This window comes from Chryseobacterium sp. MIQD13, assembly GCF_050496705.1.
Taxonomy (GTDB): Bacteria; Bacteroidota; Bacteroidia; order Flavobacteriales; family Weeksellaceae; genus Chryseobacterium.
Genome location: NZ_JBNWAF010000003.1, coordinates 380,760 through 393,251, shown reverse-complemented (window position 1 = coordinate 393,251; position 12,492 = coordinate 380,760). Strand labels below are relative to the sequence as shown.

Sequence of the window (12,492 nt, the reverse complement as noted above, 5' to 3'; positions counted from 1 at the left end):
TATCAGGATTAAAAGGGTCAGAATTACATACGATACCAACAGCCGGCTGAAGACGGCATGTTCACGTTTTTTGAACGTTTTTCTTGAAATTGTCATTTTTAAAATATTTTATTCATAACCTACAGGCCAAAATAAAGTCCATTTTAAAAACAAACTACATAAAAAACTGATTTACAATTATTTAAATTATAAAACATTCATATATAAAAACAGAAAAACCTATCAAAATGATAGGCTCGTTTATTGAAATGATAATGTTCAGAGATTAAAAAATTGTTTGAAACCTATTATCGTAATCCATATTCTTCCAGTTTGCGGTAAAGTGTCGCAATCCCGATCTCTAACAGTCTTGCGGCTTCAGCTTTGTTTCCTTTGGTATATTGAAGAACTTTCTGAATATGTATTTTTTCCAGAGATCTTATGCTTAAAGAATCGTTTTCAGGGACAGCTTTATCCGAATAATGCGGAAGACTTTCTGCATCCAGCATATTGTTTTCCATTAAAATAAGACTTCTTTCCACTGCATTTCTAAGCTCGCGGATATTTCCCTTCCAGTCGTTTTTCTCCAATGTTTTATAGTAGTCCGGACTTATCTGAAGGCCTGAAAGATGTAGTTTTTGGGAAAAAATATCTAGGAAATTTTTGGCCAGCATTTTCAGATCTTCTTTTCTTTCACGTAGCGGCGGAAGATGAATTTCAAAAACATTCAAACGGAAATAAAGGTCTTCCCGGAAATGTCCCTGTTTTATTTCTTCTTCCAGATCTCTGTTGGTCGCAGCGATAAGTCTGAAGTTGGATTTGGAAACTTTGGTCTCTCCCATTTTGATAAACTCTCCCGTTTCCAGAACACGAAGCAATTTGGCCTGTAATTCTACCGGCATCTCTCCTATTTCGTCTAAAAATAAAGTTCCCCCGTTGGCCTCTTCTATAAGACCTTTCTTGTCTTTTACCGCACCGGTAAATGCCCCCTGTTTATGCCCGAAAAGTTCGCTTTCCAGAATTTCTTTACTGAATGCCGAACAATTGATTGCCACAAAATTATTTTTCTTTCTTTCGCTTCCTTCGTGGATGGCATTGGCAAAAACCTCTTTCCCGGTTCCTGTTTCTCCGGTCAGAAGGACGGCAGCATCCGTTAAAGCTACTTTTTCAGCCAGTTTTTTAGACTGAAGGATCAGTGGTGAAGTTCCTATGATCTGCCCGAATCCTTTTGATATGACGGTTTTCTGGCTAATTTTCGAACGGTTATCCTTTACTTTTTCCAGGGCTTTATACACCAGCGGAATGATCTTTTCGTTGTCATCCCCTTTTACCAGATAATCATAAGCTCCGTTTTTCATGGCCTGAACTGCATCGGTGATATTTCCGAAAGCGGTCATCAGAATAATTTCAAGATGCGGATATTTGGTTTTGATGGATCCCGCCAGCTCTACTCCGAAAGCATCAGGAAGCCGGACGTCGCATAAAACGACATCAAATTCATACTGTTCAAGCATAGTCATTGCGGAACGTGCTGTTGAAGCTTCTTTTACGTTAAAATCTTCCTGGGAAAGAATCATTCCTAATAATTTCAGGAGCTTGATCTCGTCATCGATGATCAGAATGTTTCCGTGCATGGTGTGAATTTTTGGAAAACTACTGCAAACTTATTGATTTTATTTTGGAAAAGAAGCAAAGAAAGGGAATGATCGTTTTTTAATATTTACTGATTTTAATGTAAATGAAAACCATAGATGCAATAATAAGGAAATTCCGGTTTGTTCTTTTCTGATTCCTTACATTTGTAATGCATTCTGATTTTTAAGAATGAAATGAGTTAGCTTATGATTGACAAAAGATACAAAGAAACGGTTCACACAGATAAAAACAACTACGAATATATCACAATTCCCAATGACGAAAACAAGGTAAGAATTTATACTTTAAAGAATGGTTTAAAGATTTTTCTTGCCCAGAATTCTGATGCTCCGAGAATTCAGACTTACATTCCTGTAAGAACGGGAAGTAATAATGATCCATCTGACAATACAGGTCTGGCGCATTATCTTGAGCATATGATGTTTAAAGGAACTTCCAGGATCGGCACTCAGAACTGGGGAAAAGAAAAGGAGCTTCTTGACCAGATTTCTGCCTTATATGAAGAGCATAAAGCGGAACAAAGTCCTGATAAAAAGAAGGAAATCTATAAAAAAATAGATGAGGTATCCCAGGAAGCCAGCCAGTATGCTATCGCCAATGAATATGATAAGGTCATTTCTTCACTGGGAGCCAGCGGTACGAACGCCCATACCTGGTTTGATGAAACGGTCTATAAAAATAATATTCCGAATAATGAGCTTGAAAAATGGCTTAAAATAGAAAAAGAGAGGTTTTCAGAAATTGTATTACGTCTTTTCCATACAGAGCTGGAATCTGTATATGAGGAATTTAACAGAGCCCAGGATAATGATTCAAGGCTTGTGAATTATGAGCTGATGAGCGCTCTTTTTCCAACGCATCCGAACGGGCAGCAAACGACACTCGGAAAGCCTGAACATCTGAAAAATCCTTCGATGAAGGCAATCCATAAATATTTCGATGAATATTACGTTCCGAATAATTATGCTATGGTTTTGGTGGGAGATCTGGATTTTGAGGAGACTATTCAACTTGTTGACGAATATTTTGGAAGTATTCCTTACAGAGAACTTCCGAAAAAAACTTCGGTAGTTGAACAGCCATTAACTGAAATTGTAAAAAGAACAGTAAAAAGCCCTACCACTCCAAGGGTACAGTTAGCCTGGAGAACGGACAGCTATGGTACCAGAGAGGCTATGCTTGCAGATATTACAGCCAATATTCTCAGCAATAAAGGGGAAGCCGGCCTTCTTGACCTTAATATCAATCAGACGCAAAAAATGCTTTGGGCACAGGCGTTTTCTGTAGGCTTGAAGCAGTACGGATATTTTTCCATTGTAGCTGTTCCAAAGGAAACACAAACGATGGATGAAGCAAAAGAAATGGTTCTGGAACAGATCGAACTGATTAAAAAAGGAGATTTTCCCGACTGGATGCTTCCTGCCATCATCAGTGATTTTAAACTTCAGCGTTTGAAGGGACTTGAAACAGCCGACGGACTGGCTACCAATCTTTATGATACTTACATCAAAGGAAGGTCTTGGGAGCAGGAGCTGAATGAATTAGATGAATATCAGAGTTTCACGAAGGAAGATGTGGTAGATTTTGCCAATACTTTTTTTAAGGACAATTATGTGATTGTTTATAAGGAGAAAGGTGTTAATGATCAATTGATAAGGGTTGAAAATCCCGGAATTACACCAATCAAAATAAACCGTGACGCACAGTCTGATTTTCTAAAGGAAATTATTTCAGAAAAAACGGAAGATATACAGCCGGAATTTATTGATTATGAGAAAGAAATTCAGACAGAAACAATAAAGGATAAGAAGCTGAGTTTTGTCCGTAATAAATACAATGATATAGCGCAGGTTCATTTTATTTTTCCTTTCGGAAGTGATCATGACAGGGATCTTGGAATTTCCACCCAGCTTCTGCAATATCTCGGGACTGAAGATCTTTCGCCGGAGGATTTAAAGAAGGAATTCTTTAAGATCGGGATCAGCAATGATTTTAAAACAACGAATGACCAGCTTCTGATCTCACTGAGCGGACTGGAAGAAAATATAGAAAAAGGAATTGCTCTCTTACAACATTGGATGTATGGAGTGAAGCCGGATCAGGAGATTTACAGGCAGTTTGTAGAGACAGTATTGGAAAACCGTCAGGCTACGAAAAAGGACAAAAACCGTATCATGACCGCCCTGACCAACTATACAAAACTGGGCAGTTTTTCACGGTACACGGATATTATTTCGCAAGAGGAGCTTGAAAGCAGCCATGCAGAAGTGTTTACAGACAGGATGAAAAAACTTTTCAAATACCCTTATGAAGTATTTTTCTATGGAAAAGATCTTGAAAATTTCAGACAGTATATTGGAAAATACGTCGAAAATGAAAGTTATCAGATTCCTGAGCCTAAAAAATATCCTGAACCGGAAACGGACGGAAACGTTTATTTCATGAATTATGACATGGTACAGATGGAAATGAGCAAAGTGGGAAGAGGACATGAGGTGAATACATCAAACTTTGGAAAGGTCAATGTTTTCAATGAGTATTTCGGAAGAGGGCTTTCATCTATTGTTTTCCAGGAAATCCGCGAAAGTAAAAGCTTAGCTTATTCTGCTTATGTTTCTTATGCTGCCAATTCAGAATTGGGCCATCCCGATTATGTCACCACTTACATCGGAACACAGCCGGATAAACTTCAGACTGCTGTAAGCACGATGGGAGAATTGATGAGTGAACTTCCTGAAGTTCCGATCCAGTTTGAAAATGCCAGAAATGCTGCCCTGAAACAGATTGCCTCAACAAGAATCACCCGTAATAATATATTTTTCAATACGTTACGGCTAAAAAAACTGGGAATTTATCATGATTTCAGAAAAGATATCTATGGACAGATTGAGAATCTGAACTTTGAAGAACTGAAAAAGTTCTACCAGACAGAAATCAAACCTTTATATTTTAATACGGCCATTATCGGTAAGAAAGAAAACCTGGATATGGATGCAGTGAACCAGATGGGAACATTTAAAGAATTGACTTTGAAAGAGATTTTCGGACATTAATCAAACAATGTATCAATAAAAAAGCGGGAATTGTTTCCCGCTTTTTTATTGATATTTAGAAATAGAATCTTTTAGAATTTCCTTTGCATTTTTCTCTACATTCTGATAAGAATAAAAACCATAGATCGTATCAAAGCGGATATTTTCAAAACGGTTTTCAATCTTCTTAATTTCACTCAATGGTAACGGAATCCTGTTTGGATAACTTCTCATAATGGCAAAATGCTTCATAGAGGGAGATAAATACATGGTATCACCAATTAATAAGGTTCCGTTTTCACTCATCCAAGGAATTTCAATAATAGAGCTTCCGTCAAAATGTCCCCCGATATTATGCAGTTTCAAAGTATCCCAAAGCTCCAGTTCTTCACCGCTCCAGTATTCTACTGAATTTCCTCTGTTTACGACCCATTCTTTATCATTTTCATGAATCAGAATTTTGCAGTCAAAAGTTTCCGCCCACATTCTCATAATGGAGTAATAGTGAGGATGAGAAAGAGCAATAGTTTTTAATCCGCCTTTTGATTTGATAAATTCAATGACTCCTTCATCAATTAAGGGAATACAGTCCCACATAAGGTTTCCATGCTCAGAAATTACAAAAAGAGCACGCTGGCCTATGGAAAATCTGGGATTTACTGTAAATTCATAGAGGTTATCGTTTATTTTTTTGATTTTTACGCTGTGGTTTTCCAACAGCTTGTCATGAGTGGTCCAGGACTGGCCGCTTTGTGGTACGGACTGACGTTCATCAGCACAGATTATACATACATTTCCGGTATAACTGTCTGGATATTGTGTTCCGCATTCCGTACACATTCTGAGAGTATTACTTTCCATAAGAAGTTTTTCTTAAAGTTACATAGGTCAATGCAATTGAAATTTATTTTTCAAGAGAAAAAATCTATATTTAATGTTGAGATTCCTTACTCTTATGTCATCATACAATCACCGTCACCATCCTGATATTCGGGATCAAATCTTTCAGGAAGATGTTCAATCAGCTGTTTGTGAAAAAGATATCTCCTTTCAAAATCACGTTCGTAGATTTTCGGGAATATTTTAGATTTCTCCAGCTTTTTATTAAGTTCCTTTTGATAGCTGGTTAAGTTTTTTATTTTATGCTGAACAATATAATAGCTCAGGAATTCAATAAAATAATCTAAATCTGAAGTTTCTGAAAACAGGTAAGGAATTTTAAGGTTTCCGTCCCTGAGCTGCAGCAGTGAACAAGCCGCAAGCTCTCCGTTAATACCATATGCTTTGACCCAAATATATTTAAATACCTCAGCATAACTCGAAAACAGATATTGGTCTTCTTTCTTTTTACTTTCCAGAACCCACGGATTTTTCATGTAAACATTGATTTCACCAGCGCTACGTCTGCATTGAAATTTAGACATAAATTCAGAGCTTTCCTCATCAATCTGATCAAGGATTTCAAACCTGAATTCAGGCTTTTTTATAGCAATATTTTTTACCTTCAATAAAGAATTGGCAGCAGCATCCGCTACCTGGAAAAGTGGTTTCAGTGCCTTTGTTCCGGGCTTCTTCTCGGGAATAATAAAGGCTGCATCGGAACGGAAATAATATCTTTTCCCTACTTTTGGATAAACATATTCGAAAACACCCAGCATATTGTAGAGAGCTTCTGCTTCTTTGGTAAATTCAGTTGCGATGATATTGCCGTCATATTCCTCAAACATCTTATTCAACAGAGCTTTTGCAATCCTTTTTCCACGGAATGCTTCACTTACAAACAGCGTACTCAGCCAGGCATAATGGAATATTTTTCCGTCAATCAGATAGTTATCGGGAAAACATCCTACATACCCTGCCAGTTTGCCATCATAAAAAGCCAGCACCAGAAGAGTCTGGTCATCTAAAGCTTTTGGATTCCTGATCTGGGATTTTGCCCTGTGCTCTGAAATGGGAAGAAAATCATAGCTGCTGAATTCTCCTGATGAAATAAAATCCTCAAGTTCTTTTTTATTAAATGTCTTCAGCTCCGTCATCTTCTCACTATTTTATTTTTATTTATGATTTTTTTCAACCTGAAATAGGCCGTTTCCTTTTTTACTGTTTTCTCTGCACTTTCTCCCATTTCCATAGGAATTCTGTGGAAAAGTCCCGGGACACTGTCTAATTTTGCCCCTGCGCTTCCAAAACAGCAGAACATATCCTCGTTTTTAAATAACTCATCAAAGAAATCTTTTTTTACTCCAAAATCCGTAAACGGAAATGCAAAGCTTTCGTACATAAATCCGTTTTCCTTTAAATAATGAAAAGTCCGGTCCGTACTTTCCATCTGCTCCTTTAATAACAATTCCCCGTATTTCGGATGGTCCCAGCTGTGGGAGGAAATTCCGAATCCTTTTCCGGTAAGTGTTTTTAACTGATCTGTTGTGAGATAGGGAGTGTGCTCTTTTAAGTAAGCATCACAATCAATTTCCATTCTTTCGGTAAGTTTATCCAGAAAATCTCTTTTATGATAATTAATCTTTAAAATTGCCTGTTTTACACTTTCTTTTGATGAATTTTTTAAAGAAAGCAACTTATCAATTTCCGGATCCGGTGTTTTTGTTTTTTCTGCAGCGTCAATAATTAAACTTGCCTTACATCTGAACATCAGCTCCCGGTTGTCAATAAATGCGGGATTGATAAAATTACAGGCGTATATTCCTTTCCGTTCCAGAACCGGAAGAACTACATCGTAAAACTCCCTGAAACCGTCATCAAAAGTCAGCAGGGCAATTTTTTTCTTAGGTTTAAAATTTCCTTTGACAAAGTCTTTGAATTCTGACCAGCTTACAAACTGAAAATGCCTTGAAAGATAATCCAGATCCTCTTCAAACTGCTTCGTATTTTTATACTGAATAATGTGTCTGATATGCGGTAAATTTTCATCAGAAACACAGTGATAAACAGGCAGACAGTAATCCATTGGAAAAGATTTTCCAATATTTTCCGTCTCAAAAGCGGCGAGTAAACTGATGATCTTATCTTTCATCTTTATTAAATAAAAAGAATCTATTCAAAATGTATTCAAATAGATTCTTAAAGGTATGATTTTTATGTATTATTTTATCACCTTCATTTCGTCGATAAGCCATTTGGAATCGGCATATTTGTCGATAATGAAAAGGATGTATTTTGTATCTACCATAATGTTTCTGCTGAAACGCGGGTCGTAGTTGATGTCACTCATTGTTCCCTCCCACTGTCTGTCAAAGTTAAGTCCGACAAGGTTTCCGTTGGCATCAAGCGCCGGACTTCCTGAATTCCCTCCGGTAGTATGGTTGGTAGCCGTAAATCCTACAGGAACATCACCTGTTTTGTCTTTATAAATGCTGTAATCTTTTTTGTTGTAAAGATCGATCAGCTTTTTAGGAACATCAAATTCATAATCTCCAGGAACATATTTTTCCATCACTCCTGACAAATGGGTCTGGTAATCATAAGAAACAGCATTTCTAGGTGTAGAGCCTTTTACTTTTCCATAAGTTACACGAAGTGTAGAATTGGCATCCGGGAAGAATTTTCTGTCTTTATCGGTAGCCATCTGCTGTGCCATGAATTTTTTCTGAAGATCGTCAATTTTCCCCTGAAGAGAAGTAAACTGAGGATCAGCATTTTTCATATATGTTTCTTTCATAGAAGCATACAGCTGATAAACAGGGTCTTTTTTCAAGGTTTTAACCAATTTGTCCGGATTGGAGAATGCTTTTTCAATATCTCCGTTCAGAGCTGCTCCATTGACCTGGGTTCTTCCTGTGATGATTGAATTTTTAGACATTTCTTCGATCATCGGAATGTTCTGGTTCTCGTCCTTATATTTGGCAAAACCTACAGGCAGGAATTGGGAAGCAGTTTTATTGGCATACAGGGCAAGCAATTTTGCCGTCACTTTAGCATCAAGCTCTGCGCTGTAATCTTTATAGAATGAAGTCAGCTTGGTCTTTAATTTGGCAAGATCTTTTTCGTCCATCTTTCCTGCCTCAACGGAAGCTATATAGTCGTAGTAATCACCTGCAAGCTTCAATGTTTCTGCATTTTTTACCACTTCTGTATAGTATGCATTGTTCAGAGCGTAAGGAGCCTGATCATTGTACAGTTTATTCAGCTGATCCAGTGTAGACTTGATCTCATGATTTTTAGAGACCAAAGAACCTTCGTACATTACTTTTTTCTCAACTGCATTGGATTTTTTCAAACCTTCTACCTCACCGATCCATTTTTTCCAGTAATTGGCTACTGAAGCATATTTTGAAGCATATTTAATACGGGTTTCGCTGTCTGTACGCATTTTTTCGTCCAACGTCTTCAGAGCCACTTCACGTACTGCAATTCTTGCAGGATCTATATCCGTCATGATTTTTTCAACAGCCACTGCCGGAAGATATTCTGTAGTTTTTCCAGGGAATCCGAATACAAATGTAAAATCGTTCTCCGATTTATCTTTTATGGAAACCGGAAGGTAATGTTTCGGAACATAAGGGACATTGTCTTTTGAATATTCTGCAGGCTTATTATCTTTTCCTGCATAAATTCTGAACATTGAGAAGTCTCCGGTATGTCTAGGCCAAACCCAGTTGTCCGTATCACTTCCGAATTTACCTATGCTCTGTGGCGGTGCTCCAACCAGACGGATATCTTTGTATGTTTCAGTAGTAAAAGCGTAATATTTATTTCCGTAATACATTGATTTTACAACGATCGACTGGTAAGATTCTATTTTCTGAGAGTTTTTATAAACCTCGATATTTTTATTGATCTTTTTAGTCAGCTCAGGTTCTACAAGGTTATCCGTACCTTCGAGGATCTGATCTGTCACTTCTTTGATATCAACAATAAAGTCTACTTTTACCCCCGGATTAGGAAGTTCCCCGTCCGGATTTTTAGCCCAGAAACCATTGGAAAGAAGATCATTCTGAACGGTAGAATGTGCCTGAATCTGGCCATATCCACAGTGGTGGTTTGTCAATAATAATCCTTTAGGTGAAATGATTTCAGCAGTACATCCGCCGTTAAACTGTACCACTGCATCTTTTATGCTCGGCTTCTGAGTGTTGAAAATGTCTTTGGCAGAGATCTTCATTCCCAAATCCTTCATTTCCTTTTCATTCAGCTCTGTAGGAATCCACATTCCTCCATATTGTTGTGCAAATGCCATTGCAGCCGGCAAAAGAAATACAGATAAAAGTATCTTTTTTGTCATAATCAAAATTTTGCCCCAATTTACAAAGAATATTATACATATGCCTTATGAAATGACAGCGAAAATTGGTTTTTGATGGATGGAAGAAGATAGATGTCAATGGTGAATTTTAACGAGTAAGTAAATAATCAATTTTTAATAAACAGAAACCGGGTCTTCATCTTCATTCTTTCGTGTATACATCAAACTCCAAACACCCGTAAATTCTGAGATTTTACAGCATTATAACTCCTCCTATGGCTTAATTTTTGCATTGCATGAAGGACTTAAATTATTAATATATCTAAATTATTTTATCATGATGAATAACAAAATGTTCATTCTGGGAATTGCATCTGCCGCATTTTTAGCATCGTGCAACCCTAAAGAAAAAACTACTGAAACTACCAATGCAACAACGGATTCTGCAACTGTACAGACAGCACCATCTGACAGTATTACAAAAGCAACTCCTATTGCTGCGGGTGATACTTCGGAAAATTCTCTTGACTGGCCGGGAACCTATGAGGCTGTAGTGCCGTGTGCAGACTGTCCGGGAATCAAGACAGCCCTTACCATTAATAATGATAAAACATTTAGCATTACTGAGGAGTACATTGACAGAAATTCAAAAAACCAGGATAAAGGGACTTTTGAATGGGACGCTGCAGGAAGTGTAATTACACTAAAGGGCAAAAGCGCAAATTATAAATATAAAGTAGGCGAAAATGTCTTATTCCAATTGGATATGGAAGGAAAAGAAATAACAGGTCCGAATAAAGACTTATATATTTTCAAGAAAAAATAAAGGCTCAGGCCTTTATTTTTTTGTTTTGTCCTAAAACTGATAGGCTGTAATCTTAGGGTCGTTGATCAGACTTTTTATTACCTCATCATGTCTTGTATGCTTTCCTGTAAGCCTCCAGGTTATAGAAAGACTTCCCTGTGTATACTGTAGTTTCAGCATAAAATGCTTTAGATGATGTTCATCAAATATTTTTTCTAAATATTTAATATCTTCTGATCCTGCAACAGTTATCCTGTATTCCCTTATCTTATGGCTGCTGTCAATAAAATTCTGAAGATAGATCAATGCACTCAGGATCAAAAGTACCAAAACGGTCCCCAGCAGTGAAAGATAAACATAGCCTGAACCTACTGCCATACCTATTGAAGCAGTAGCCCAAATGGTAGTTGCGGTAGTAATTCCTTCTATCTTATTATCTCCTTTAAAAATCACACCTGCTCCCAGAAAACCAATTCCGGTAATGATATTGGCGGCCAGGCGGTCCGGATTCTGTACTCCTATTTTAACGGAAAGTATGGTAAAGAGACAGGATCCGAAGCACACCAGAATAAAGGTCCGGAGACCTGCTGATTTGTTCCGGTATTCACGTTCTGCCCCGATCAGCAGTCCCAGAAGGACGGAGATCAGTATCAGCAGCAGCTCGTTTTGTACCGCGTAATGATCCTGAAGGAATTCCATTGTATCAAGTTTTATCTGAATAAATTTACAATAAAAAATTATCTTCTGAGTACAGGCTTTGTATTGATGAAAATTCCGGTTTAAAAGAAAAGTTTTGTAATATTACATTTTAATACCACTAAAAGGATTCACAATGACACCTACATTTTTTGCAACAAAAGAAGAATTCAGAAAATGGCTGGAGGAAAATCATACAAAAGAAAAGGAAATTCTGGTAGGCTTCTATAAAAAAGGTACGGGAAAACCTTCTATGAACTGGTCTGAATCTGTGGATCAGGCATTGTGTTTCGGATGGATAGACGGTGTAAGAAGGTCTTTAGATTCAGAAAGCTTTTCCAATCGTTTTACACCGAGAAAGCCGAACAGCAACTGGAGTATTATCAATATCAGAAAAGTGGAAGAGCTGACGAAAGCAGGACTGATGACTTTGGAGGGACAAAAAGCATTTGAAGCCAGAAAAGAAGAAAAAACAGGTATTTATTCGCATGAAAAAGAGAATATTATTCTTGACCCTGTGTATGAAGCGCAGTTTAAAATCTATGAAAATGCGTGGAACTTTTTCGAAAAGCAGGCTCCTTCTTACAAAAGAACAGTTATTCACTGGCTGATGAGTGCAAAACAGGAGAAAACAAGGCTATCGAGACTGGAAAAAGTTATCCGTGAAAGCGAACAACTGAAAAGATTAAAATAACATACAATATACTTAAAAAAATAATTTATGGAGAAAGAGATTTCACACTTTTGGCTGGGATATTTTAAAAATGAAGAGGCATTTAATGATTTTGCGGAAGAGGACGAAAGATATTACACGGAAGAGGAAAATGAGGACCTTTACGTTTCAAAATTTGCAGAATCACAGCACATACAATGGTTTGATTATGATTTTATAGAGTATGGTTTCGAGGAGGAAAGTTTAGGTATCTACGAAAAGTTTACAGATTATTCTTATGCTGATCAGTGGCTTCCGGTTGTTGAGCAAAAGATCAATCAACTTGGGTTGGAAACACCTGTAAATGCCATTATTTTTGCCAACAGACATGCGGTTCCCAAACCCGTTTCCGTGAATGATGAAGAATATGCACTATATTATATCGGCGAGATTGAATATACTATCTAGCCCT

The 12,492-nt window shown here is 37.3% G+C and carries 10 protein-coding genes; 4 read left to right on the top strand and 6 right to left on the bottom strand.

What is annotated here, in order from left to right; translation table 11 throughout:
- Nucleotides 1-287: 287 nt before the first annotated feature.
- Nucleotides 288-1,613 carry a sigma-54-dependent transcriptional regulator gene (locus tag ACQWU4_RS14165; protein ID WP_429936400.1) on the bottom strand — a complete coding sequence of 442 codons (1,326 nt, stop codon included), beginning with the start codon at nt 1,611-1,613 and terminating at the stop codon, nt 288-290.
- A 207-nt stretch (nt 1,614-1,820) separates the two neighbouring features.
- Between ACQWU4_RS14165 and ACQWU4_RS14160 the strand changes: the two genes are divergently transcribed.
- Nucleotides 1,821-4,688 (top strand): M16 family metallopeptidase, encoded by a 2,868-nt coding sequence (locus ACQWU4_RS14160; RefSeq protein WP_429936399.1) that lies wholly within the window; start codon nt 1,821-1,823, stop codon nt 4,686-4,688.
- 45 nt (nt 4,689-4,733) lie between these two features.
- Here ACQWU4_RS14160 and ACQWU4_RS14155 read toward each other — a convergent pair whose 3' ends face one another.
- From ACQWU4_RS14155 to ACQWU4_RS14140, 4 genes are all read right to left on the bottom strand, one after another.
- On the bottom strand, nt 4,734-5,528 hold the full coding sequence (locus tag ACQWU4_RS14155; protein ID WP_429936398.1) for a hypothetical protein: 795 nt from the start codon (nt 5,526-5,528) through the stop codon (nt 4,734-4,736).
- Nucleotides 5,529-5,620: 92 nt separating this feature from the next.
- The gene (locus tag ACQWU4_RS14150; protein WP_429936397.1) at nt 5,621-6,703 is read right to left on the bottom strand and encodes a GNAT family N-acetyltransferase; all 1,083 of its coding nucleotides are present in this window, start codon (nt 6,701-6,703) and stop codon (nt 5,621-5,623) included.
- A complete protein-coding gene (locus ACQWU4_RS14145; protein ID WP_429936396.1) occupies nt 6,700-7,698 on the bottom strand; it encodes a polysaccharide deacetylase family protein in 999 nt (332 codons plus the stop codon). The genes ACQWU4_RS14150 and ACQWU4_RS14145 overlap by 4 nt, the downstream gene beginning before the upstream one ends.
- A gap of 69 nt (nt 7,699-7,767) precedes the next feature.
- On the bottom strand, nt 7,768-9,906 hold the full coding sequence (locus ACQWU4_RS14140) for a S46 family peptidase (RefSeq protein WP_429936395.1): 2,139 nt from the start codon (nt 9,904-9,906) through the stop codon (nt 7,768-7,770).
- A 298-nt stretch (nt 9,907-10,204) separates the two neighbouring features.
- On the opposite strand from ACQWU4_RS14140, the gene ACQWU4_RS14135 reads away from it, so the two are divergent.
- Entirely contained in the window at nt 10,205-10,693 is a 489-nt protein-coding gene (locus tag ACQWU4_RS14135; RefSeq protein WP_429936394.1) for a copper resistance protein NlpE, read from the top strand.
- Nucleotides 10,694-10,723: 30 nt separating this feature from the next.
- Here the strand turns inward: ACQWU4_RS14135 and ACQWU4_RS14130 are convergent, their stop codons facing one another.
- Nucleotides 10,724-11,371, bottom strand: a complete 648-nt coding sequence (locus tag ACQWU4_RS14130; protein WP_429936393.1) for an MgtC/SapB family protein — start codon at nt 11,369-11,371, stop codon at nt 10,724-10,726.
- 133 nt (nt 11,372-11,504) lie between these two features.
- On the opposite strand from ACQWU4_RS14130, the gene ACQWU4_RS14125 reads away from it, so the two are divergent.
- Entirely contained in the window at nt 11,505-12,062 is a 558-nt protein-coding gene (locus ACQWU4_RS14125) for a YdeI/OmpD-associated family protein (protein WP_429936392.1), read from the top strand.
- 27 nt (nt 12,063-12,089) lie between these two features.
- Nucleotides 12,090-12,488: an immunity 22 family protein gene (locus ACQWU4_RS14120; protein WP_429936391.1), complete on the top strand. Its 399-nt coding sequence runs from the start codon at nt 12,090-12,092 to the stop codon at nt 12,486-12,488.
- Nucleotides 12,489-12,492: the final 4 nt, after the last annotated feature.

Coding starts and splice junctions, on each gene's coding strand:
- ACQWU4_RS14165 (WP_429936400.1), bottom strand. CDS start 1,613: ATGCACGGAAACATTCTGATCATCGATGACGAGATCAAGCTCCTGAAA.
- ACQWU4_RS14130 (WP_429936393.1), bottom strand. CDS start 11,371: ATGGAATTCCTTCAGGATCATTACGCGGTACAAAACGAGCTGCTGCTG.
- ACQWU4_RS14135 (WP_429936394.1), top strand. CDS start 10,205: ATGATGAATAACAAAATGTTCATTCTGGGAATTGCATCTGCCGCATTT.
- ACQWU4_RS14120 (WP_429936391.1), top strand. CDS start 12,090: ATGGAGAAAGAGATTTCACACTTTTGGCTGGGATATTTTAAAAATGAA.
- ACQWU4_RS14140 (WP_429936395.1), bottom strand. CDS start 9,906: ATGACAAAAAAGATACTTTTATCTGTATTTCTTTTGCCGGCTGCAATG.
- ACQWU4_RS14125 (WP_429936392.1), top strand. CDS start 11,505: ATGACACCTACATTTTTTGCAACAAAAGAAGAATTCAGAAAATGGCTG.
- ACQWU4_RS14155 (WP_429936398.1), bottom strand. CDS start 5,528: ATGGAAAGTAATACTCTCAGAATGTGTACGGAATGCGGAACACAATAT.
- ACQWU4_RS14145 (WP_429936396.1), bottom strand. CDS start 7,698: ATGAAAGATAAGATCATCAGTTTACTCGCCGCTTTTGAGACGGAAAAT.
- ACQWU4_RS14160 (WP_429936399.1), top strand. CDS start 1,821: ATGATTGACAAAAGATACAAAGAAACGGTTCACACAGATAAAAACAAC.
- ACQWU4_RS14150 (WP_429936397.1), bottom strand. CDS start 6,703: ATGACGGAGCTGAAGACATTTAATAAAAAAGAACTTGAGGATTTTATT.